The following is a 22897-nucleotide window of genomic DNA, read 5'->3' as shown; positions in this document are numbered from 1 at the left end:
TATAAGGTGCTGTAAGATTCTCTTCTCAAGAATTGGAGATGCGAGTTGATCAAGTCTTAGTGGGGGATAACAGCATCTAAATCCCCCAATTCGTACAGAGGCCTCTAGGTCATACCCTTGAGGTACTAACAATCAGTGGGGGATGAGAGAAAACCCCTATTGATTGAAGTCCCAAGATCGTTAAAAAACACGTGACACGGTCTTTTCATAACAGTTAAAAAAAGCAGGTGCTTCTTTCGTTGAAATGCCATGATACATAACTTCTTTTATCGACTGATAATACCATTTCTGCTTATCAAAAGGCGCATTGAAGTGATCCCATACAACCTCTCCAAAGGATTGCAAATCTGCCTCGATACTTAATAAATTGTCTAATTTATCCGCTATAATTAACTGCTTTACTTCCATATTTGATGTTTTTAATGTGTAAATCGTTTGCTGTTTTCGCTTTTCCCAAGGCAGGGTTTTATTTTCGGTATTTGCACAGACAAGAGAAGTAATGTGTTTACCAAATTGGATGGCGATTTCTTGTATGGTTGTAGCTGTGTCTTCTACAACATCATGTAAATAACCTGCACAGATAACTTCCTCACTGCAACCAGCTTCTTCAAGTATATTCGCAACACGAATAGGATGCGTGATGTAAGGTGCCTTGGAACCTTTTCTCCATTGTCCTTCATGTGCTTTAGTAGCAAATTCTTTTGCTTTATCTTTCATCATTTTAACGAATTCCTTTCGCTTTTACGCTTGTTATGAAATGTACTTGTGCTTGTTTTATGAAACGATAAATTAAAAATGCTACCGTTTAAAACATGTCTAATCTTCAAAAACGGTGCAAAAAATGACGAATTGCATTTCTGAGAGGTTGCTACCTAGAAAATTTTAATCCATATTACTGCCTTTTGGAACAGAAAATGAATTCAGTTCGACTATTTCACAGTTTAGCAAATTCATCTCGTCTTTTAACATCTTATATATTATACAAGGAATTCAACCTTATGGCTTTATACCATGCGTAAGTTTTAAAAAATCGTCACAGTAAGATTTGAATCTAAGTTATGTTATCATAGAATGCAAGGTCGTAAAATTGGAGGTTTTTTAACATGGAAGAGGGAATAAATCGTAGAAAAACCGAACATATTCAGCTATGCTTAACAGAGCATGTAGAAGGTGTGAATAAATCGACGGGGTTAGAAGGTATTTCATTTATACATAATGCGCTTCCTGAGATTAATTTTGATGATATACAAATCAACACAACCTTTTTAAATAAATCGTTACAAGCGCCATTTTTGGTAAGTTCGATGACTGGTGGTTCGGAGCTTGCTACTAAGATCAATCAAAACTTAGCGTTAGCTGCTGAAGAAAAGGGATGGGCTGTTGCCCTTGGTTCAACACGAGCTTTACTAGAAAGTGATGCCCACCAAGCTTCATTCTTAATACGCCAGCAAGCTCCGACAGTACCTTTAATTGCTAATTTAGGTGCTGTGCAATTGAATTATGGTTACGGCGCTGAAGAAGCCCAGCGTATTGTAGATATGACGGAAGCTGATTCACTTGTTCTCCATTTTAATAGTTTGCAAGAAGCTGTACAAGATGGTGGTGACTTAAATTTTGCTGATTTATTGCCTAAAGTAGAAGAAATTTGCAGTAAATTAACCGTGCCAGTTGGTGCGAAGGAAGTTGGCTTTGGCATTGATGGCTTCGTGGCTGAACAGTTGTACAATGCTGGAATAGCGTATATTGATGTAGCAGGAGCTGGTGGGACATCATGGAGCCAAGTTGAAAAGCTCCGTTCGCAAGATCCACTTCGCAAGGCGGCAGCTGAAGCTTTTAATAACTGGGGTCTGCCAACAAAAGATTGTATCGTGTCAGTAAGAAATAAGCTTCCAAAAGCTCCTCTTGTAGCAAGCGGAGGAATGAAAACGGGTGTCGATGCTGCAAAAGCCATAACTATTGGCGCAGATGTGATCGGTTTTGCACGTCAATTATTGCAGGCAGCAACCGAATCAGCCGATGCAGTCATAACAACGATGGAACAAATAGAATTGGAATTAAAAATGGCTATGTTTGGAATTGGTGTAACTTCATTAGAAGCATTGCAACAAACAAGGCGCGTATCGATTATGGGGAATTCTCTGCTAGATGAAAGCTAGTTGCTCAGCAACTAGCTTTTTTTGTCTATAGTTGATTTATAGTATAAGCGAAACGAAGGCATCTCACTGCTAAAAAACGTATTATTCTACAAGAAAATGTAAAATCGCTTTAATTTACATTAATTTCGCTTGAATTTACACGAAAGTCGCTGAAGTTCACAAGTAAGTTGGTCGAAGTTCACAACAAAGTCGCTGAAGTTCACAATTGTAACGCATATCTCATGGCTGCTAAGCAAAAATGTAGCCGATATCCTTACTGTAGGAAAGCACAAAGTTTTAAGGTTGATCGTATGAGCCAGACGAAGGCTTTCTTATGGAGATTTGCTGGTACATTCAAGCTTTTACTATAAGACTTGGCGACAAGCCAAATTTTTCTAAGAAGATAAGAAAGCATAAAATTTGATGCTATGACGTAACCAAACAACCGAACGGGCTCCGTCCGGCTTCAGCGCCCAGCAACTAGGCGACTTCACGAAATCGCCCTAAGCTAAGTCATCATCGGTTCGTTCCTCACCGTGATTCCTAAAACTTTCGTTGATTCGTTCCACTCGCTACGTTGCTAAACGGGCGCTTGCGCCTTTGTTCAAGATCGTTCGCTGTTAATTGGAAGAAGCTACCTTATAAAGTGCAAGCTATCTTTAGCTTTAAGAACCGATTATTAAAATAATTAGTGACTTGTAATCCATATCAGATGATGTGGTTATTTTTTTTCGTGTTGTAAATACTACGACTAATTATTTAAGCGAGGAGGCAGGTTAGCATGGAGCAAAATTTTCATCAACGTGAACATGACAAATTTATTCCGATGACCTCCATTACAAGTGGAGGCGGTGTACAGGTGAAAGCCGATATATACTATTATACGGACCAAATGGTAAATATTGGTTTTGTAGGTCATCCTGAAAAAGGGGAATGGGTGCTTATCGATGCTGGATTACCTCATGCAGCTTCAGAAATTAAATCGGTTGTTGTAGACCGATTTGGAAAAGGTAGTAAGCCAGCTGCAATTCTGTTGACGCATGCTCATTTTGATCATGTAGGGGGATTAGCTGCGTTATTGGAAGAGTGGGATGTCCCTATTTATGCACATTCTAAAGAACTCCCTTACTTACGTGGTGAAAAAAGCTACCCAAAACCGGACACTAGCGTAGAAGGTGGTCTACTAGCGAAAATGGCTAACCTATATCCGAATGAGCCGATTGATCTAGGGAATGCTGTGCAAGCCCTTCCTGAAGACAATCAAGTTCCTCATTTAGAAAATTGGAAATGGGTACATACGCCAGGACATACACCTGGTCATGTATCTTTTTATCGGGAGAATGATCGGCTATTGTTTTCAGGGGATGCGTTCATTACTGTAAGACAGGATTCATTTTATCGTGTGCTGATGCAAACAGCGGAAGTGAATGGTCCACCTAGATACTATACAACCGACTGGAAAGCAGCATTTGAATCTGTACAAAAATTAGCAGAACTAAATCCTAAAATAGTGGTACCAGGCCATGGTGTGAGTATGAAAGGTAAAAAGTTAAAAAACGGATTGGACAGGCTTGTTGAACAATTTACAGATTTAGCTATTCCTGATTATGGAAAGTATGTAGATAAAGAAAATAACTTATATCAATAACGTGTCGAGTAAATTCCTTTGTTCACTATAGGAAGAATGAAGAGGTGCGATTATAGCAGTAATAGCACCCTTTTTTTACAATATTGTAAAAAAAGGGTGCAAGCTATAGTTTTCCTACAGAAAATTAGAAAAGCCATTTTATCAAGAAGGAAAGGATAAGCTTATTAAGTGCTCCCTGCTACATGTAAAATCTATTCCTATATTGTCTTATATCGTATTGATATGTAACAACAAATTGAGATTCTAAAACACCAGCTTCTATAAATTTGACGAAAAGCCGAGTTTATAGAGAGGTAATTAGTTGTAGCTTTTATTAAATGCTCTAAACATATTGTGGTTTATGTCGTTATGCTTCTTGGATAAGCAGGATTGTTCATGCAATGTGAATAGCTATGCTACAATGAATTGAAAGTGAGGTGTATGTATGAAGATTGAGATATGGTCTGATTTCGTTTGCCCTTTTTGTTATATTGGAAAGAGAAAATTGGAGCAATCCTTAGAAACATTTGCATATCGTAATGATATTGTTGTTGAGTTTAAAAGTTATCAATTAGACCCTAACGCAGAAGAAAAACCAAATCAAAGTATGTATGAATATCTCTCAAATACAAAAGGGATTCCCATAGAACAAATAAAGCAAATGAGTAAACAGATAGAAAAGCAAGCAGCAGATGTAGGGCTGACATATCATTTTGATACCATGCAGCATACAAACACGTTTACGGCTCACCGCTTAGTGAAGTATGCAGCACGTCTGGGCAAAGGTAATGACATGGCTGAAGCGTTGATGCATGCTTTTTTCACTGATTCTCAATTAATCAGTGATCATGAAACATTACAGACCCTTGCTAGTAAAGTGGGTTTAAATAAAAGAAATGTTGCTGAGGTTATTTGCACGAATAGGTATGCTAGAGATGTAAAAGACGACCAACATCAAGCGAGAGAAATGGGCGTTCAAGGGGTCCCGTTTTTTGTTTTTAATGAAAAATATGCGCTGTCTGGTGCGCAACCAAAAAGGGTTTTTGCACAGGTTTTGGAACAAGTTTGGCAAGAAGTGAAAATGGAAAACAGACTTCAATCACTAAACCCTAAAGGGTCGAAAACAATGTACTGTACAGATGAGGGTTGTTGTGAAATGGAAGAAGAATAAAATAAAATTGTATTGGAAGCAGGTATTCTATTTAATGTAGGAACCTGCTTTTTTAGATATAGGAAGTTGCTTAACTTACTACGAAGTAACTCTTTCATAAATACTTCTCCGACAACCAACAAACTGCTTAGTCTCCTTCTAAATATTCCTTCTTTCTTCAATCTTTTCTTCCTTTCATCCTGTGAGTCCGTGAGCAAGCGATGTTTGGCATTTTTTCATTGACGTAATGAGGAAATCTGTTATACTATTAGTTGAATTTAATTGATAATGAATATCATTATTGATTAGAACGAATCAAAGATAATAATGATTCTAAACAAAATGGGGAAGTGGAAAGTGAAGGGCAGTCTATGAAAATACGATATCTAACAATCATATTAATTATACTTTCCTTTGTATCTATCTTTGTTGGTGTATCAAACGTTTCTCCGCTAGATATATTTCAGCTAACGGAGGAGCAGGCAAAAGTATTAATGGTTTCAAGAGTTCCGAGACTTTTAAGTATTTTAATTGCTGGTATGAGCATGAGTATTTGTGGCTTAATTATGCAACAATTAAGCAGAAATAAATTTGTATCGCCAACAACGGCAGGAACATTGGATTCCGCCAGACTTGGAATATTAGTATCCATGGTGTTATTTACCTCTGCGAATCCATTTGAAAAGATGCTTGTTTCGTTTGCTTTTGCTCTGTTAGGTACGTTTGCATTTATGAAGATACTGGAAAAAGTGAAATTTAAAGATGCGATATTCATCCCATTAGTTGGTTTAATGTTTGGAAATATTGTTAGTTCCATGTCTACCTTTATTGCTTATCGTTATGATTTAATTCAAAACATCTCGTCATGGATGCAAGGAGATTTTTCCATGATCATGACAGGGAATTACGAGCTCATGTTTGTCAGCATTCCGATATTGATGATTGCTTTCTTTTATGCAAATAAATTCACGATTGCTGGTATGGGTGAAGATTTTTCCAAAAACCTTGGATTAAACTATCGGCAAGTCGTTACTTTGGGACTGATTATCGTAGCACTTGTAACCGCATCCGTTGTATTGGCAGTAGGAATGATTCCATTTTTAGGATTAATTATTCCTAATATCGTGACTATCTACCAAGGGGATCATTTGAAAAAAAGTTTGCTACATACCGCATTGTTAGGTGCTATTTTCGTTCTTATTTGTGATATTATCGGCAGAATTATTATATATCCATATGAAATACCGATTAGTTTAACGGTAGGGGTCATCGGTAGCGGATTATTTATTTATCTGCTCTTTAGGAGAAAAAAATATGGGATATAAACAGAAGACAATTATTCTAACTCTCATCGCTATATCATTAACATTGCTTTATGTTTTTTATGACCTTACTGGAAATATTGGATACATTCTACCGAGACGTATCATCAAAGTTGTGGCGATTCTTTTAACAGGTGCAGCAATCGGATTTGCGACAACGATTTTTATGACAATAACGAATAATCGTATTTTAACGCCAAGTGTATTAGGACTGGATTCCCTTTACCTCTTGATCCAAACAGCTATTATCTTTGTAGTAGGGGCTAATTCGTTAGTTATGATGAATAGCCATGTGAATTACCTCGTTTCCATTGGAGGAATGGTCGTATTTTCATTACTCCTATATCGATTGTTATTTACAAGCGAGCAAAACAATATTTATTTTCTATTGCTTGTAGGAATGATATTAGGAACTTTTTTCAGCAGTATTACTTCATTTATGCAAGTGTTAATTGATCCGAATGAGTTCATGGTAGCTCAAGATCGAATGTTTGCCAGCATAAACAACGTAAACACAGACCTTGTCTATATATCTGTCGTTTTATTTGTACTCCTTCTTGTTTACATGATGCGCTATTACAAATACTTAGATGTATTGGGACTAGGAAAAGATAATGCGGTTAACTTAGGGGTTCCATACGGAAAAGTCGTCAAGCATTTACTCGTTATTGTTGCTGTATTTATTTCGATGGCTACAGCTTTAGTAGGACCAATGACGTTTTTGGGGTTATTAGTTGTTAATTTAGCTTATGAATTTTTAAAGACATTCCGTCATTTTTATATTTTAATTGGCTCCATGCTCATAAGTATTATTGCATTAATTGGCGGACAGTTTATTGTAGAAGAAGTATTTACCTTTGAAACGACGATTAGTGTCATTATAAACTTTATCGGTGGTATTTACTTTATTTATCTTTTGTTAAAGGAGAATAAATCATGGTAGATATTAAAAATGTATTTAAGTCATTTAACCAGAAGAAAGTGATTGAAGATGTATCTCTGACGATTGAAAAAGGGAAAATTACTTCCTTCATTGGCCCAAATGGTGCAGGGAAGAGTACGTTGGTTTCTATGGTTAGTCGCCTTATTGCAAAAGATAATGGGGATATCTCGATTGACGGAATAGACATTATGAAAACGAAGAGTAATGAGCTCGCTAAAAAAATATCGATCTTAAAACAATCCAACTCCATTAATTTAAAATTAACGGTACGTGAGCTCGTATCTTTTGGACGCTTCCCCTATTCTCAAGGTAAATTAAATGATTACGATTGGGAAAAAGTTGACGAGGCGATTGATTATATGGAACTGCGTGATATGCAAGATAAGTTTCTAGATCAACTTAGTGGTGGGCAAAGACAACGAGCACACATCGCCATGGTCATTGCGCAGGATACAGAATATATTTTGCTAGATGAGCCGTTAAATAATTTAGATATGCGCCATTCTGTGCAAATTATGAAAACGTTGCGGAATTTAGTGGATGAGCTTGGCAAAACCGTTTTGATTGTTATTCATGATATTAATTTTGCTTCTTGTTATTCGGATAATATTGTCGCGTTAAAGGATGGGAAAGTCGTTAAGCAAGGAAGAGCATGCGATGTCATTGATAAATGTGTATTAAAAGATATTTATGACATGGATATTGATATTAAGGATATAGATAATAAACGAATTTGTGTTTACTTTTAATGGGGGAATGTTAGTTTGAAAAACAAAATAAAAATCCCACACCATGACTGACCACCAAGCCAAGTCATGATGAAGGATAGCGTATACATCTATTTTAACGAATGGATGTCGAAAGGTAAATGAATTTGCCTTATCTTGTCTGTAGGAAAATAGGAAACGGTTGGGTTGATCGTACATATAACGCATTGTGTGAAATCCGAGTTTTCCTGAAGCGTTTATAAGTATGATTAGAAATATTCTATGAACAATACTTAAGCAAAATAACAAAGAAAGAGGAGATTATATATGTTGAAAAAAACCGTATGGCTTATATTTGCAAGTTTGCTCGTGTTAACTTTAGCGGCTTGTGGTTCAAATAGTGAAGAAAAAGATAGTAGTAATAGCGAAGGTTCCGATGCGAAAGAGTCGGAAACAATGGAGATTAAACAAGAGCTTGGTGATACAGAAGTTCCAAAAAATCCCGAAAATGTTGTGGTGTTCGACTATGGTGTGCTTGATTCATTGGATACATTAGGGATTGATGTTGCAGGTGTAGCTAAAGGTGGTTTAATCCCATCTTATTTAGACAAATTTGAAAGTGATGACTATGAAAATATTGGCGGCTTGAAAGAGCCGGATTTTGAAAAAATTGCTGAGATTAATCCAGATGTTATTTTCATATCGGGTCGACAGTCCCCTGTTTATGATCAATTAGCTGAAATTGCTCCGACTGTTTATTTAGGTGTAGATCCAGCTAACTATATGGAGTCTTTCAAAGCAAATATGAACACGCTAGGTGAGATTTTTGATAAGCAAGCAGAAGTAGAAGAAGAGCTTGCTGCTATTGATGCATCTATTGAAGAAGTGAAAGCGAAAGCGGAAGAAATGGATCAAAAAGCGCTTATAACACTAGCTAATGATGATAAAATCAGTGCATATGGTCCTAGCTCTCGTTTTGGATTAATCCATGATGTTTTTGGTGTTCCTCCAGTAGATGAAAACATTGAAGCGTCTTCACATGGTATGAATGTTTCCTTTGAATACGTCATGGAGCAAAACCCTGATTTACTGTACGTTATCGATCGTAGTGCAGCGATTGGCGAAGAACCAGCTGCTAAAAACTTGGTCGAAAATGAATTAGTAAAAGGAACGAAAGCATATAAAAATGACAACATTGCGTACTTAGATCCAGAATTCTGGTATCTGTCCGGTGGTGGACTCGTCTCTGTCCAAGAAATGATTAAAGAAGTAGAAGCAAGCTTAGAATAAAGAATTTGTACAAACAAGCTGAACAGTGATTGTTCGGCTTGTTTGCTATATAGGAAAGCCTATTTTTTTATTAGAACCTATTGAGTACAGGGTTAATTGTATTTATTTCATTCAAAACGTCCGCATTTTCTATTCCATTTATAATAGCATCCTTCGTTGCTTATTTATCTTTTATTTGATTTATAGTGCAACTCGACATTCAGCCAAAAGCGCATTGTAGACCGATATCTTTATATAATTATAATGAGAAAAAGAAACACTTAAAAGTCGAACATCTACCTCTAAGTCTTATGTCTGTTTTATAGTTTACATATATTCTATTCATTTGTCCTATCTATTTGAACTGTATATCGAATGTAGTGTAGAATGAATCATAGTAACAGATACCAAGTTGTGGCACAATAATGGGATAAACCGTTTATTTGTTGTTCAACTGTAAAGATAGGCGTTAAAACTAGACATAGTAGCTTTTCAAGGTCATGATGCAAAAGGAGCTACTTGCAAAGTTTGGACAAAATATGTTTGAATGAAAGGACATTCATAATGAGAAAGAGGGATGGATCGAATGAAAAAGTGGATTATATTTGCACTTACGATAACGCTAGCATTCGTACTAGCTGCCTGCGGAGGAGATAATGAAGAAGATAAAACCGCAGAACAAGATGAGCAACAAGAAGAAGGCAATACAGAAGATGGCGGAGAAAAGCCAGAGCCTGTTGAAATAACAGATGAGGAAAAAGTTGATGATGGAGAAACAGTTGTTTCTGTAAATGGCGAAGAAATTAAAGGTGATCGTTATAACCCAGCTTACTTACAGTTAAAAACAATGAATACGCAATTCAATCAAGATGTTAATGAAGATCAATTAAAAAAACAAACGTTAGATATGCTTATAAACCAGCAATTGATTAATCAAGATGCTGCTGATAAAGGCATCGAAGTATCTAAAGATGACGTGCAGAAAGAGTTTGATACGATTAAAAAAGAAGGCAAAGATCGTTTAAATACTGCACTAGAGCAGTTCCAGCTTAATGAAGAACAGTTTAAAAACATGCTAAGAGATAATCTAATTACTTCTCAATATTTAAATGCTGAATTTGACATCGAAGTAACAGATAAAGAAGTGGAAGATTATTATAAACAAATGAAAGAACAAAATGAAGAAATAGGTAAGTTGGAAGATGTAAAAGATCGAATCAAACAAACCTTGAAGGATGAAAAAACGAACGAACAATTGCAAAAGCGAGTGGAAAAATTAAAAGAAGATGCTGATGTGGAGACAATGATATAGTTTTAATAAGCATTTCTTTACATTATATCAAACCATTTTGGTTAAACGATGCGGTTATGATCTTCGCATTGTGATATACCGTGTTACAAAATCCTCCTTCAAGCATTGGAAGATGCAAACTGGACAGGTCTAAGCGGGGGATAGCAGCACTTAAATTTCCGTTTTGTTTGAGATTTTTAGATCATCCCCTTTGTCTCCTAACAATCAGTGGGTGGAAAGAACCCCACACTTATCGAATATGTTGTATGGGTAACCAGTCTGTTGGCGGTTACCCATTTTTAGGTGCGAAAACGAATTCGAAACAGAAGTAAAAGCATTTACGTATTCTGCATAATTTCATCCAACACCAACAAAAACTGTTGCATCATCTCGTCTGTACCAATGGTAATTCGCATATAATTTTCTATGCCAGATTTACGAAAATGGCGTATGAGAATTTTTTTCGCCTTTAAACGCTCATAAAATTGTTCTCCATTATAATCAGGATGTTGAACAAATAGAAAATTAGTTGCGCTTGGGAGCACATGGAAATCGCGCTTTTCCATCTGTTCTTGCGTCCACTTCCGAGTTTGAATAATCTTACGAGTCGTTTCTTTCAAGTAAGCAGCATCTTCCATAGCTGCTTTTGCACCGACTATAGCAAGCCTGTCTATCGTATAAGAATTAAAGGAGTCTTTTATACGGGTTAACGCTCCAATTAAATTTGGATGTCCAATTGCGTAGCCAACACGTAATCCAGCTAAAGAACGTGACTTTGAAAAAGTTTTTACAATTAACAGCTGCTCATACTTATGCGTTAGTGCTATGGCAGATTCTGGTGCAAAATCAATGTAAGCTTCATCAATAATAACGACATTATCTGGATTATGTTGAATGATTTCTTCTAATTTTTCTAAGCTAGTAAATATGCTTGTCGGCGCATTTGGATTGGGTAGAATAACTCCGCCTTTTGTATGAAAAAAAGCTTTCTCATCTAATGTGAAATTATTCGTTAATGGCACTTCTTCATACGGAATTTGAAAAAGATTGGCGTAGACAGGGTAAAAGCTATATGTAATTGCTGGAAATCGTATCGTTCGAGTTGGTGAAAATAGCCCCATAAATGCGAACGCTAGTACTTCATCGGAGCCATTTCCAACAAAAACAGATTCCTTTTCTGTCCCCTCCTGTTTAGCAATGCTCTGTCTTAAACTGTCAACAGTCGGTGACGGGTAAAGATGTAATGCTTGGTTCATCTCTTGTTTGATTGCTTCCTGTACATTTGGCGACGGAGGATAGGGATTTTCATTTGTATTTAGTTTAATAATAGCTGGATCATTTAATTGTTCACCCGGAACATATGGGGTTGATCGTTTAGCTACTTCACTCCAATATTTCATTTCTTTCCATCCCCTTTTTGTAAATGCCTTTTTAACAATTCACGCTTAATATCTGTAACAGATACATCCAGTAGTTCCATTAACACAAGCGTATGATAGGTTAAATCAGCAATCTCCCATGTTACTTCAGATTTATCGTTATTTTTCGCGCCGATAATGACCTCACTTGTTTCTTCGCCCACTTTCTTTAAAATTTTATCCATGCCTTCTGCAAATAAGTATGTCGTGTATGCACCTGGTAAAGGATTTTCTTTACGAGTTTTAATTTTTTCTGTTAATTGTTTCGTCATGATAAATGAGGCAGGTTGGTCTTGGAAAACATCCTTATGAAAGCAGGTTTCTTCTCCTGTATGGCAAGCAGGGCCCTGCGGCTTCACTTGCAGCAGAATAGCATCTTGATCACAATCGATAGACATGGAGTGTACCACCTGTTTATTTCCAGATGTCGCTCCTTTATGCCATAGTTCCTGACGCTTTCGGCTATAGAACCATGCTTCTTTTGTCGCTATTGTTTTCTTAAGCGCTTCTTCATTCATATACGCTAGCGTTAAAACCTGACCTGTATCTGCATCTTGTACAATGGCAGGAGCGAGTCCGTTATCATCAAACGTTATTTGCTTCATCATCATCTCTCCTTATATAGTGATTTCTGTATTGCTTTTTAAGCGTGCTTCTCATGAAACTCGCTCATGATCGTCGTAAATCCGTCCGCTCTCGCGCAGAATTCGCTCATGTTCGTCTGAAACTCGCTCACCTCCGCTGGAACTCGCTCATGTTCGTCTGAAACTCCGCTCATCCCACGGTGGATTCGCTCACGTTCGTCTGAAACTGGCTCACCCTCGCGCAGAATTCGCTCACTCCCTTATTAATGGGGGATGGGTCTTACCGTGATGCCTTGGGTAGCTAAATAAGCTTTCAATGCGGGAATAGGTATTTCGCCGTAGTGGAATACGGAAGCTGCTAGAGCTGCATCTGCATACGTCGGTTGTAAAACTTGCGAAAAATGTTCCATTTTACCAGCCCCTCCACTGGCGACGATGGGAATATTTACTGCTTGTGCAACAGCATGCATCAAATCTAGGTCATAGCCGTTTTTTTCTCCATCTGTATTAATTGCGTTGAGGACAAGCTCACCTGCACCGAGTGCTTCGCCTTGCTTCGCCCAATCCACGGCATTTAAAGCCGTTTGTTTTCTGCCCCCATGGATATAGACTGCCCATCTTCCGTCTTCTGTTTGTTTGGCGTCAATGGATAGGACAATGCACTGCTTTCCAAATTTTTTAGCTGCTTCTTCAATCAAACCTGGTTGCTGTACGGCAGCACTATTTATCGAAACTTTGTCAGCGCCTGCACGTAATACGCTATGAATATCTTCTACGGTTCGGATACCACCACCCACGGTAAAGGGAATTGCAATTTCAGCAGCGACTTGCTCTACTACATCGACGAAAATATCTCGATCTTCGTTTGAAGCTGTAATATCATAAAAGACAAGCTCATCAGCACCTGCCTCGTTGTACCGTTGCGCCAATTCTACTGGATCGGCAACATCTTGAATGTTTGTAAACTTTTTTCCTTTGACCACACGTCCTTTATCGACATCCAAACATGGGATAATTCGTTTAGTGAGCATGTTTTACTGCCTCCAAGCTCGCTTCTAAAGTAAGGGAATTGTCATAAAGCGCTTTGCCAATAATTGCTCCATATAAATTCATTTGTGCTAATTGCTTTATGTCGGCAATCGTTGTTACCCCACCAGAAGCGATAATATTGATAGAAGTAATTGCTTGTAGATTTTCTAATTCATAAAAATTGGGACCCTTTAGCATGCCGTCTTTTAAAATATCGGTGTAAACAATTGTTTGCAGTCCTAGATCTTCTAATTCTTGCACAAGATCAATCGCTTTCTTCTCACTTGTATTTATCCATCCATCTGTTGCGACATAACCATTTCGTGCATCAATCGATACAGCAACTTGATGAGGAAATTTAGACAGAGCAGCTTGTAAGAAAGACTGGTCTTTAATAGCGGCAGTTCCTAGGATAACGCGGTCTATTCCCGCAGATAGGTACTTCTCCACTACTTGTAAACTACGAATGCCTCCCCCTACTTGGATTGGCAGGGTGACCTTTTGAGCGATCTCTCTAATGATAGGTTCGTTCGTGGAAACACCTGATTTCGCTCCATCTAAATCCACGAGGTGAAGATAGGATGCTCCTTGCGCTTCCCAATCTTTTGACACAGTAACTGGTGTATCACTATAGACATTTACTTGATCGTAATTTCCTTGTGTTAAACGAACACATTTTCCGTCTTTGATATCGATGGCTGGAAATAAAATCATGCTATCATCTCCTTAAAATTTGCTAAAAGTTGTAACCCTGTTGCCCCGCTTTTTTCTGGGTGAAATTGCATACCAATAATATTGTTCTGTTGTACGATTGCAGGAATGCGCATCCCATAAGCCGTGCTGGCTACTAACGTATTCGTATCTACATCTGTAGCAGCATAGGAATGGACAAAGTAAACAAATGCTTCATCCGTAATTTGTTTACATAAAGAACTATTCCGGTATTTATGGAGGTTGTTCCAGCCCATATGAGGAACCTTAACGTCATTAGGAATTTTTTTCACTTTTCCAGTCAAAAACCCGAACCCTTTTGTTTCTCCATCTTCTTCACTAGATTCATAGAATAATTGCATGCCAAGACAAATACCTAGAAGAGGTTTGCCTGTAGCTGCTTCTTGTTTAATGAAGCTCGTTAAATTTTGAGTGTCTAATGCATGCATGGCATCTTGAAAGGCGCCTACACCTGGTAAAATGATCGCATTACTTTTCTCAATGATCGTTTTATCGGTTGTAATGTGGGAATCTACCCCGATTTTATTTAGCGCAAATTGCAAGCTTTTCGTATTACCAGCTCCGTAATCAATAATAGAAATCATCGATTCGCTCCTTTCTTTAAAATATAAGCTGTTGCGAGTCCCCCATTTTAAGAAACGAAGAGGTAACTAGCATAGGAGGCTTTTAAATACTAATTGCACTACAGAAGAGAACAACATAGGAACAAAGGTCTTTCGTTATAAATATTTAGAATAGGATAAGTTTTCCCTTGCATTATTGGATTTCATCGGGATATAAGATGCTGCAACACGCACACCATGTGAGCTGGACAAGTCTAAGTTGGAGAAACCATCATCTTAGTCTAAACAAGCCGTGAAAACCCTCACTAATGGAATATTCGCTTTATAACGTTCCTTTTGTGGAAGGAATACCTGTAATTCTTCCGCTTCTTTCTGTTGCTACGTCAAGCGCTCGACCGAATCCTTTGAAAATCGATTCAATAAGATGATGGGTGTTTTTTCCATAAACGTGATGAATGTGCAAGGTTACTTTTGCATTGCTAGCAAATGCTTGAAAGAATTCTTCCACCAATTCTGTATCAAAGTTCCCAACTTTATCTTTTAAACCTTCTACTTTATAAACGAGGTAGGCTCTACCGCTTATGTCCAATGATACGGTTGATAACGCCTCGTCCATTGGGGTTGTAATACTTGCATAACGAGTAATGCCTGCTTTATCACCTAATGCATTGCGGAAGGCTTTACCAAATGCGATACCAACATCTTCTACGGAATGGTGTTGATCCACCTCTAAATCTCCTTGGCAATGAACTTCTACATCCATTAATCCATGTTTCGTTGCAAGAGTTAACATATGATCAAAGAAACCAATCCCTGTTTGAATCGAGCTTTTCCCCGTACCATCGATAGCAAGTTTTAAATCAATAGATGTTTCTGTGGTCGACCGGCTTATATTATGGTTTCGCATCTGTCTCCTCCTTTCGTATCTGTACGGATTGCGCATGTGCGGTTAACTGCTCTGTATTAGCAATCTCTATAATCGTATCTGCACTAGCAAGTAGTGAAGGTTTATCATAATAAATAACGCTTGACTTTTTCATAAAATCATACACACCGAGCGGGGAAGCAAACGTAGCCGTGCCGTTTGTCGGTAACGTATGGTTCGGTCCGGCAACGTAATCTCCTAAAGCTTCTGGTGAATAATTTCCTAAAAAGATAGCACCCGCATGTTTTACCGCGCCAAGCTTTTCCATTGGATTCGCAATCATGAGCTGTAAATGTTCTGGAGCGATGTCATTTACAATGGGAAAAGCATCATCTATTGTATCAACGACAATGATTTTGCCGTGCTGGGCAAGCGATTTTTTAATAATTTCTTTTCTTATCAAATTTTTTGTTTGGGAACGTACCGCTTGTTCAATGGCATCTGCTTGTGCATCGCTTGTCGTTATACAAACGGCACGTGCTTCTTCATCGTGTTCTGCTTGTGAGAGTAAATCGGCTGCGACAAAGTCTGCGTTTGCTGTTTCATCGGCGACGACTAAAATTTCACTTGGCCCCGCAATCATATCAATGGCTACATCACCATACACCCATTTTTTTGCGCTTGCTACATAAGCATTTCCAGGTCCAGTAATCTTTTGTACTTTGGGTACGGATTCTGTACCGTAAGCAAAAGCTGCAATTGATTGTACTCCGCCAATCTTATAGATGTTTTCAACGCCGGCTTCCTTTGCCGCTACTAATACATACGGATTAATTTTAGCGTCTGCTTGTGGTGGCGTCGTAATATAAATATGCTTTACACCCGCAATTTTGGCTGGTATAGCGTTCATTAATACGGTGGAAGGATACGCTGCTTTTCCGCCAGGTACGTAAATGGCCACACGATCCAAAGGCGTAACCTTCTGTCCGATCACTTTTCCAGGCTCACTCATATCTAACCAGGATTGCTCCAACTGTTTTTTATGGTATTGGGAAATATTTTCTGCCGCTGCTTTAATTGCCTTCATAAAAGCAGGAGATACGGATTTTCTAGCTTCGGCAAACTCCTCCTCCGAAACGGTGAAATCAAGGATTTGGACACGGTCAAATTTTTCTGTGAAAGAGCGGACTGCTTGATCTCCTTCGTTTCGAACGCGCTTAATAATTTCCAACACCGCTTCGTTACGTGCTGCCTCTTTTTCCTCCATAAGTTGTGCGCTTCTTTCTTTATAATCCCAATATTGTTGTTTCGTTAAGCGTTCCATATCAATTCCTCCATTTTTAGGACTGAAAAATGCTGCGTAAATCTATGAGGGATAACAACATCTATATCCCTTTTCTCACTGTAGGAAAAAATATATGTTAAGGTTCTCTCCTCTTCAAAAAGGTCACTTAGTCATCTTTGTTACTAAATATAGTAGACTTAGATTTATTGAACTACATCATTATGAAAAATACTGGCAAGCGAGTTTTCATACAAATAATGACAGTTTTTCTAATCCATAAAGAATGGTGCTACGTTAAGTTTTTCTGAACTTCTTGAATAAACGAATGGATTGCTTGTGATTTTAATGCAAAGCTTGCCTTATTTACGATCAGTCTTGTGCTAATTGGTTCTACTTCCTCTAAAATAATCAAGCCGTTTTCCCTTAATGTGTTGCCAGTTTCTACGATATCAACAATGACATCTGCTAAGCCAATTAACGGGGCTAATTCGACAGAACCGTTCAATTTCACAATATCTATTGATTTCCCTTTACGAGAAAAATAGTTTCGTGCAATGGTTGGATATTTTGTAGCAATTGTTAATGGCTTTATCGTATCTAAAAGTTGTCCGGGCTTTCCAGCAACGGCAAATTTACACGTGCCAATTTTTAAGTCGAGAACTTCGTAGACATCTGCTTGTGATTCCAAAATATTGTCTTTTCCTACAATTCCTATATCCGCTGCTCCTTTTGCTACATAAGTAGGTACATCTACACCTTTTACAAAGATTAATTTAATCGTTTCATCACTGTTATAAAAAATTAGTTTTCTGCTAGAAGAAGTTAACTGTTGGAATGTAATTCCCATACTGTCCAGTAAATGAATCGATTGATCTGCTGTCCGACCTTTGGCAACGGCGATTGTAAATGCAGCCATTTAACTCCCCCTTTCTTGTAACAATTGGATTACTTCTGAAATATGCTGAAATGAAATAGCTTGCTCACCGTGATAAAGGTTATAGGAATCAGTTTCACAAATAATGTGTACGGTTTCTTTAGAAGCAGCTTGTCGGTTGTCATTTGTTGAGTAGGTGACGACGGCGTATCCTCGTTCGCGTAATGCTAGCGCGATAGCTAATGCTTCCTTTTGCTGGGAAATATTATATGATACTGCTATGGGTTCATCCTCCTTTAATGTAGTGAACAAACCGTGCTGTTTTGCTGCATGAAGTAACAAATCAACATCAAAGGCAAAACCGATTGCTGGAATACGAGCCCCGAAGTAATCACCTAAGCCATCGTATCTTCCTCCCATAACAACAGGCTTTCCGACTTGGTTGACAAATCCTTGAAAAATAACATCGGAGTAGTAGTTCATATCATTGATAAGTCCTAGGTTAAACACAATATGATCTGTAAGTCCGTATGCTTGAATGCTGTTATACACATCAACCAAATAAGTTAATTCTGCTTGTACTATCCCATTTAACCCGTTCTGCTTGATTCCTTCCATCACTTCATTTGGTTCTCCGTAAAGAAATGGAATATGCTGCATTGCTTGTTTAATTGTTTCTTGAATAGGGAGGGTAGCTAAATAATCTACCATTTCTGCAATATTTTTCGTTTGAATATATGTTTGTAAGGGAGCAATTTGTTCATTAGATAAATTTGCTTGGGCTAGCAATGCTCGAAAAAAACCAGCATGGCCAATCTCCAATTTAAATTCTGGAAAACCACAATCTTTTAATATATGAATGGCAAGGGCAATGACTTCTGCATCACCAGCAGGGGTGCGGTTGCTAAAATATTCAACTCCTGCTTGTGTACGTTGTTTTTGATCGTCTTCAAATCGATAGCCGAAGACATCCATGATGTAAAATAGCCGAGTATCTTCACCAACATTCATATGTGCGGTAGCAATTTGCTGTGTGATCGGAATTGTAACATCAGGTCGTAATACAAGTACTTTTCCAGAAGTATCCATCACTTTTATCATTTCGTCTGTATTGCCAATCTTGGGATTTCCTACATAAAGATCATAAGGCTCTAGTGTTGCTGTTTGTATTTGCTGATAACCGTAAGTTTTAAACCGTTGCTTTAATGTAGCAACCATTTCATCGCGCTGTTGAAGCAGGTCATTATCCAAATAAGGTGTATGTAACAGAGGGTGCATCATTTGTATTTCTCCTTTCTTTTTAGGCTTTATCGTATAAGCAAAGCAACGGTGTTTTAGCTATAAAGACTTGGTGATAAGCCAAGCTTTTTTACTAAACAGATGGTGAAAGGATTTCCATTTCATTGAATGAAAATTCGTGCACCAACTATTGTCTTAAAAATACCTTTTTTCACAGAATAGGAAGTTATAGATTTTTTTGATTTATAGTATAAGAAAAACGAATGACGTACTATACTTTCGTATGAAGCCTCCATGGTGGCGAGTATTGTTCCTAGGGATAGAAGGTTCACTTTGGTGTAAAAATCATTTTATTACTTTATCACTTTATCTAAATAAAGTTATATAGTATTCTAATAACTACAGAATAAAATGTCAACTAAAAGGAGCGAATTTTTTATGTTTGATTTTCATATTCATAGTGATTTTTCCGCTGATTGCAATACGCCGATGGAAAAAACAATAGAATACGCTATAAAAGAAGGTTTACACGAAATTTGTTTTACGGAGCATATAGATGAAGATTACCCAGACCCTACGATTGATTTTTCGCTAGACCTTGCAAGCTATCATCGAAAAATCCAAGCAATGCAACGAGAATACGGAGAACGAATTAAAATACGTAAAGGATTGGAAATTGGCGTTCAACCCCATTTAGTAAAAAATTGTACCCAAACTGTTCATTCTGCACCGTTTGATTTTATCATTTGTTCCATGCATACAACCGATAAGCAGTCCTTGCATACAAGTAATTTTTTCGAAAAACAGCCTGTGGAAGAAGCATACCGAAAATATTATGAAGAACTGTTTTATTGCGTATCACGTTTTAAAGATTTTCAAGTGATAGGGCATATTGATTTAGTGAAACGTTATACTAAAAATAAACCTGTTCAAGATCATTTTTATGATGTATTGACGAACATTTTTGAAGCAATCATTTATGCTGGAAAAGGAATTGAAATAAACACTTCTGGTTTTCGTTATGGGTTACCATGTGCGATGCCAAGTGAAGATATTTTACAATTGTATCGAGAATGCGGAGGAGAAATCATTACGATTGGTTCTGATTCTCATCGTGCACAAACAGTTGGATACGGCGTCTCTGATGCGCTAAAATTGTTACGACAGCTCGGTTTTCGATATGTTACAACCTTTCAAGATAAACAGCCAACTTTCCACCGTATTTAATGGTTTGAACTGGAAAGTTATTTAAAGTTATAAAAAATCGCTTGGGTTTAGGAAAAGTCCCTGAAGTTCACCATTTACATCCCTACCCGAAAGAGGATATATGTTTTTTCTATACAAAAAGCGTATGGAATGAACATCTCGGTATGAATTTTCGCAAAACAAAACTTGTTGCTATCCATATTTCTAAATGTACAAAGTGTTACTTTATTATAATAGGAAAATTCGTTTTGACCGTGATATAATATAAACCGTGAGTGAAATTATAGGAGCAAACGAGGAAGAGGAAGGTTTTTTTGAATAAGAAACAGATATTAAGTTTGGCATCTTTTGGTCTAGTCATCATTGGTTTTATCGTGCTTATAGGCATGCCAAATAGAGCAATTTCCGATTTTAACAAAAGTCGCCCAACATTATTCGTGCATGGATATAAGGGGACTGAAAATTCATTTGGATTTATGCTACAGCGCTTTGAGCATGAGTATAAGTGGGGAAATAAAGCACTTATTTATTATGTAACCAAGCAAGGGGAAGTGAAAAAATATCAACCGCGTCTTGGGGAAGAAAAGCCCCTCTATGTCCAAGTGATTTTTGAAAATAATCGAGCTAGCTTTGAAATGACATCCAGTTGGTTAGCAAATGTACTAAAAGATATGCAGCAAACATATGGTGTCGATGATGTAAATATTGTTGGACATTCTATGGGTGGAATTGTGTCGTTAGAATATATGAAGCAATTTCAAGGAAAATCCTATCCGTCTGTCCACAGGTTTGTGGCGGTAGGAAGTCCGTTTGATGGGATATACAGTGAAGAATATTTTCGTATTCATCATGATCCAGCAGCAACCGATTTACGACCTAATTCTAAAGCGCTACAACATTTAAGGGAACGTTCTTTTCCAAACCATACAAAAGTTCTCAGTATTTCTAGTACAGGTGATATAGTTGCAGTACCTGAAAGTGTCCGCGCGATACGCAAAATGGTACCGAATCAACAATTGACAGAAATTGTCATTGACGATGATGTATTAGGTCATAGCGATTTGCATGAAAGCAGAAGAGTGGATCGTTATATTTATGAATTTCTGTGGCAAGATCAAGTTCAATAGCTTACAATGGTATAGGCTGAATAAATGTTAAAGGAATGATAGGTGTGGAACGGAATCATCATATGTACGGTAAATTGACGGAAGTGACTTCCGAGAAAAATGTGATGGTGGATGAGCACTTAAGAAATCATACGTATACGAAGTTAGGTGGGAAAGCAGATTTCTTAGTTACACCAGAAACGTACGAAGAAGTGCAAGCAATTGTAAAGCTTGCCAATCAAGAAAAAATAGCTTTTACATTACTGGGAAATGGTTCCAATTTAATTGTTAAAGATGGCGGCATTCGTGGAATTGTTATGAATTTAAAAAAACTCTGTTCCATGTGGCGAGAAGAAGAAAAAATTATTGCGCAAAGTGGAGCAAAAATTATTGATGTTTCTCGTCAGGCTTTACAGGAAAGCTTGCACGGGCTGGAATTTGCTTGTGGTATACCTGGTTCGGTTGGTGGAGCTTTATACATGAACGCCGGAGCTTACGGTGGAGAAGTGAAAGATGTGCTTGAAAGTGCAAAAGTGGTCACTCGAGAAGGGAAACTATTGTCATTACCTGCTAGTGCGCTTGATTTACATTATCGCACAAGTAATATTCCTGATAAAGGATACATCGTATTAGAAGCAACATTTTCATTACAAAAAAGAGATGCAGCTGATATAAAAGCGATGATGGATGATCTCACATATAAACGGGAATCGAAGCAGCCGTTGGAATACCCTTCTTGTGGCAGTGTGTTTAAACGCCCCCCTGGATACTTTGCTGGAAAGTTAATTCAAGATAGCGATTTACAAGGTAAGCAAATTGGTGGTGCGCAAGTATCAACCAAGCATGCAGGCTTTATTGTAAACAAAAATAATGCTACAGCTACAGATTACATTGACTTAATACGTTTTGTTCAATCGACCGTAAAAGAAAAATTTGACGTAAATTTAGAACGCGAAGTACGAATTATTGGGGAAGATCCAAAATAATGGATAGCAGCAACCATGTTATAATTGGTTGCTGTTTTTTTTTTAGGTTTAAAAGAGGAGGCCCATTTGCATTTACTACGAACTCGCATTTATAAACTTTTAATAATGAAGCATAATAAGAAACATAAAACGATGTAAGGAGGAATATGATGGGTGAACAATCGCAATTTCGTGCAGGAGATAAGGCGCCAAACAATGGTGTTTACATTGAATGCGGAGAAACGGGTAGCAATGTAAATGACCCACAGCAAATTCAATTAACAGCTGGGGAAAAATTTCCTGAAAATACAAATCATGATCGTGTTTGGATCAATAAACGACATCTATCCAAACCTGGTGTTCAAGGACGTAGTAATAATTAGAGTAGCAGTATTCATAAGGAATAGACAATGTATTGCTTTCTTAAGAGAAAAAAGCACCCATCTAACGCTAGGAAATGTGATATGCTCCCAATATGGTAGACAGAGAAATAATAAAAACTCTTTACTACGATATTGGGGGCATTTTCTATGTCTAAAAGAAGAAGTAAACATACGTTAGATGAAAGAATCGAGGCGGTATTACGT

22 protein-coding genes are annotated in these 22897 nt (G+C 37.5%); 12 read left to right on the top strand and 10 right to left on the bottom strand.

From position 1 onward, the window contains the following. Positions 1-180: 180 nt before the first annotated feature. Positions 181-720, bottom strand: a complete 540-nt coding sequence (locus HLX49_RS10750) for an HD domain-containing protein (RefSeq protein ID WP_331805086.1) — start codon at positions 718-720, stop codon at positions 181-183. A 383-nt stretch (positions 721-1103) separates the two neighbouring features. Here HLX49_RS10750 and fni point away from each other — a divergent pair, with 383 nt between their 5' ends. From fni to HLX49_RS10710, 8 genes are all read left to right on the top strand, one after another. Beyond that, on the top strand, positions 1104-2156 hold the full coding sequence (gene fni, locus HLX49_RS10745; RefSeq protein WP_101932665.1) for a type 2 isopentenyl-diphosphate Delta-isomerase: 1053 nt from the start codon (positions 1104-1106) through the stop codon (positions 2154-2156). A 760-nt stretch (positions 2157-2916) separates the two neighbouring features. After that, entirely contained in the window at positions 2917-3783 is an 867-nt protein-coding gene (locus tag HLX49_RS10740; RefSeq protein WP_296361801.1) for an MBL fold metallo-hydrolase, read from the top strand. A gap of 424 nt (positions 3784-4207) precedes the next feature. Beyond that, positions 4208-4933: a DsbA family oxidoreductase gene (locus HLX49_RS10735; RefSeq protein ID WP_101932664.1), complete on the top strand. Its 726-nt coding sequence runs from the start codon at positions 4208-4210 to the stop codon at positions 4931-4933. Positions 4934-5283: 350 nt separating this feature from the next. Continuing rightward, on the top strand, positions 5284-6237 hold the full coding sequence (locus tag HLX49_RS10730) for an ABC transporter permease (protein ID WP_296361798.1): 954 nt from the start codon (positions 5284-5286) through the stop codon (positions 6235-6237). Continuing rightward, entirely contained in the window at positions 6227-7177 is a 951-nt protein-coding gene (locus HLX49_RS10725; protein ID WP_077706142.1) for an iron chelate uptake ABC transporter family permease subunit, read from the top strand. Before HLX49_RS10730 ends, HLX49_RS10725 begins: the two co-directional genes overlap by 11 nt. Beyond that, positions 7171-7926 carry an iron ABC transporter ATP-binding protein gene (locus HLX49_RS10720; RefSeq protein WP_077706141.1) on the top strand — a complete coding sequence of 252 codons (756 nt, stop codon included), beginning with the start codon at positions 7171-7173 and terminating at the stop codon, positions 7924-7926. The genes HLX49_RS10725 and HLX49_RS10720 overlap by 7 nt, the downstream gene beginning before the upstream one ends. Before the next feature lie 288 nt (positions 7927-8214). Next, a complete protein-coding gene (locus HLX49_RS10715) occupies positions 8215-9174 on the top strand; it encodes a siderophore ABC transporter substrate-binding protein (protein WP_414930265.1) in 960 nt (319 codons plus the stop codon). A 565-nt stretch (positions 9175-9739) separates the two neighbouring features. After that, a complete protein-coding gene (locus HLX49_RS10710; protein WP_077706139.1) occupies positions 9740-10465 on the top strand; it encodes a SurA N-terminal domain-containing protein in 726 nt (241 codons plus the stop codon). A 317-nt stretch (positions 10466-10782) separates the two neighbouring features. Here HLX49_RS10710 and hisC read toward each other — a convergent pair whose 3' ends face one another. The 9 genes from hisC to HLX49_RS10665 form a co-directional block, all read right to left on the bottom strand. Beyond that, positions 10783-11844 carry a histidinol-phosphate transaminase gene (gene hisC / locus HLX49_RS10705; protein ID WP_296361792.1) on the bottom strand — a complete coding sequence of 354 codons (1062 nt, stop codon included), beginning with the start codon at positions 11842-11844 and terminating at the stop codon, positions 10783-10785. Next, entirely contained in the window at positions 11841-12473 is a 633-nt protein-coding gene (gene hisIE / locus HLX49_RS10700; RefSeq protein WP_101932661.1) for a bifunctional phosphoribosyl-AMP cyclohydrolase/phosphoribosyl-ATP diphosphatase HisIE, read from the bottom strand. The genes hisC and hisIE overlap by 4 nt, the downstream gene beginning before the upstream one ends. A 236-nt stretch (positions 12474-12709) precedes the next feature. After that, the gene (gene hisF, locus HLX49_RS10695; protein ID WP_296361789.1) at positions 12710-13477 is read right to left on the bottom strand and encodes an imidazole glycerol phosphate synthase subunit HisF; all 768 of its coding nucleotides are present in this window, start codon (positions 13475-13477) and stop codon (positions 12710-12712) included. Next, complete coding sequence (gene hisA / locus HLX49_RS10690; protein ID WP_296361787.1) at positions 13467-14189, bottom strand: 1-(5-phosphoribosyl)-5-[(5-phosphoribosylamino)methylideneamino]imidazole-4-carboxamide isomerase; 723 nt, start codon at positions 14187-14189, stop codon at positions 13467-13469. The genes hisF and hisA overlap by 11 nt, the downstream gene beginning before the upstream one ends. Continuing rightward, a complete protein-coding gene (hisH, locus tag HLX49_RS10685; RefSeq protein ID WP_101932658.1) occupies positions 14186-14791 on the bottom strand; it encodes an imidazole glycerol phosphate synthase subunit HisH in 606 nt (201 codons plus the stop codon). The genes hisA and hisH overlap by 4 nt, the downstream gene beginning before the upstream one ends. Before the next feature lie 301 nt (positions 14792-15092). Next, a complete protein-coding gene (gene hisB, locus HLX49_RS10680) occupies positions 15093-15677 on the bottom strand; it encodes an imidazoleglycerol-phosphate dehydratase HisB (protein ID WP_296361784.1) in 585 nt (194 codons plus the stop codon). Further along, a complete protein-coding gene (gene hisD / locus HLX49_RS10675; RefSeq protein ID WP_296361783.1) occupies positions 15664-16959 on the bottom strand; it encodes a histidinol dehydrogenase in 1296 nt (431 codons plus the stop codon). The genes hisB and hisD overlap by 14 nt, the downstream gene beginning before the upstream one ends. Positions 16960-17209: 250 nt before the next feature. After that, entirely contained in the window at positions 17210-17836 is a 627-nt protein-coding gene (hisG, locus tag HLX49_RS10670) for an ATP phosphoribosyltransferase (protein WP_077706131.1), read from the bottom strand. Further along, positions 17837-19075, bottom strand: coding sequence for an ATP phosphoribosyltransferase regulatory subunit (locus tag HLX49_RS10665; protein ID WP_296361780.1), 1239 nt, complete (start codon positions 19073-19075; stop codon positions 17837-17839). A 396-nt stretch (positions 19076-19471) separates the two neighbouring features. Here HLX49_RS10665 and HLX49_RS10660 point away from each other — a divergent pair, with 396 nt between their 5' ends. The 4 genes from HLX49_RS10660 (at position 19472) to HLX49_RS10645 (ending at position 22693) form a co-directional block, all read left to right on the top strand. Next, complete coding sequence (locus tag HLX49_RS10660) at positions 19472-20260, top strand: histidinol-phosphatase HisJ family protein (RefSeq protein ID WP_077706129.1); 789 nt, start codon at positions 19472-19474, stop codon at positions 20258-20260. A gap of 293 nt (positions 20261-20553) precedes the next feature. Continuing rightward, complete coding sequence (locus HLX49_RS10655; RefSeq protein WP_176087360.1) at positions 20554-21366, top strand: alpha/beta fold hydrolase; 813 nt, start codon at positions 20554-20556, stop codon at positions 21364-21366. Positions 21367-21428: 62 nt separating this feature from the next. Beyond that, entirely contained in the window at positions 21429-22331 is a 903-nt protein-coding gene (gene murB, locus HLX49_RS10650) for a UDP-N-acetylmuramate dehydrogenase (protein WP_483372451.1), read from the top strand. 149 nt (positions 22332-22480) lie between these two features. Continuing rightward, complete coding sequence (locus tag HLX49_RS10645) at positions 22481-22693, top strand: YjzC family protein (protein ID WP_073006428.1); 213 nt, start codon at positions 22481-22483, stop codon at positions 22691-22693. Positions 22694-22897: the final 204 nt, after the last annotated feature.

Origin of the sequence: Virgibacillus sp., from assembly GCF_013393565.1 — a bacterium.
GTDB lineage: Bacteria > Bacillota > Bacilli > Bacillales > Amphibacillaceae > Virgibacillus > Virgibacillus dokdonensis.
The sequence above is the reverse complement of the archived record's forward strand: the minus strand, read 5'-3'. Positions and strand labels throughout refer to the sequence as shown.

Bases quoted from the DNA above. Each gene is read 5' to 3' on its own strand.
- fni (WP_101932665.1), top strand. From the start codon at position 1,104: ATGGAAGAGGGAATAAATCGTAGAAAAACCGAACATATTCAGCTATGC.
- HLX49_RS10740 (WP_296361801.1), top strand. From the start codon at position 2,917: ATGGAGCAAAATTTTCATCAACGTGAACATGACAAATTTATTCCGATG.
- HLX49_RS10645 (WP_073006428.1), top strand. From the start codon at position 22,481: ATGGGTGAACAATCGCAATTTCGTGCAGGAGATAAGGCGCCAAACAAT.
- hisB (WP_296361784.1), bottom strand. From the start codon at position 15,677: ATGCGAAACCATAATATAAGCCGGTCGACCACAGAAACATCTATTGAT.
- murB (WP_483372451.1), top strand. From the start codon at position 21,429: ATGTACGGTAAATTGACGGAAGTGACTTCCGAGAAAAATGTGATGGTG.
- hisD (WP_296361783.1), bottom strand. From the start codon at position 16,959: ATGGAACGCTTAACGAAACAACAATATTGGGATTATAAAGAAAGAAGC.
- HLX49_RS10660 (WP_077706129.1), top strand. From the start codon at position 19,472: ATGTTTGATTTTCATATTCATAGTGATTTTTCCGCTGATTGCAATACG.
- hisH (WP_101932658.1), bottom strand. From the start codon at position 14,791: ATGATTTCTATTATTGATTACGGAGCTGGTAATACGAAAAGCTTGCAA.
- HLX49_RS10710 (WP_077706139.1), top strand. From the start codon at position 9,740: ATGAAAAAGTGGATTATATTTGCACTTACGATAACGCTAGCATTCGTA.
- HLX49_RS10725 (WP_077706142.1), top strand. From the start codon at position 6,227: ATGGGATATAAACAGAAGACAATTATTCTAACTCTCATCGCTATATCA.
- hisIE (WP_101932661.1), bottom strand. From the start codon at position 12,473: ATGATGATGAAGCAAATAACGTTTGATGATAACGGACTCGCTCCTGCC.
- hisF (WP_296361789.1), bottom strand. From the start codon at position 13,477: ATGCTCACTAAACGAATTATCCCATGTTTGGATGTCGATAAAGGACGT.
- hisG (WP_077706131.1), bottom strand. From the start codon at position 17,836: ATGGCTGCATTTACAATCGCCGTTGCCAAAGGTCGGACAGCAGATCAA.
- hisA (WP_296361787.1), bottom strand. From the start codon at position 14,189: ATGATTTTATTTCCAGCCATCGATATCAAAGACGGAAAATGTGTTCGT.
- HLX49_RS10665 (WP_296361780.1), bottom strand. From the start codon at position 19,075: ATGATGCACCCTCTGTTACATACACCTTATTTGGATAATGACCTGCTT.
- HLX49_RS10720 (WP_077706141.1), top strand. From the start codon at position 7,171: ATGGTAGATATTAAAAATGTATTTAAGTCATTTAACCAGAAGAAAGTG.
- hisC (WP_296361792.1), bottom strand. From the start codon at position 11,844: ATGAAATATTGGAGTGAAGTAGCTAAACGATCAACCCCATATGTTCCG.
- HLX49_RS10750 (WP_331805086.1), bottom strand. From the start codon at position 720: ATGATGAAAGATAAAGCAAAAGAATTTGCTACTAAAGCACATGAAGGA.
- HLX49_RS10735 (WP_101932664.1), top strand. From the start codon at position 4,208: ATGAAGATTGAGATATGGTCTGATTTCGTTTGCCCTTTTTGTTATATT.
- HLX49_RS10730 (WP_296361798.1), top strand. From the start codon at position 5,284: ATGAAAATACGATATCTAACAATCATATTAATTATACTTTCCTTTGTA.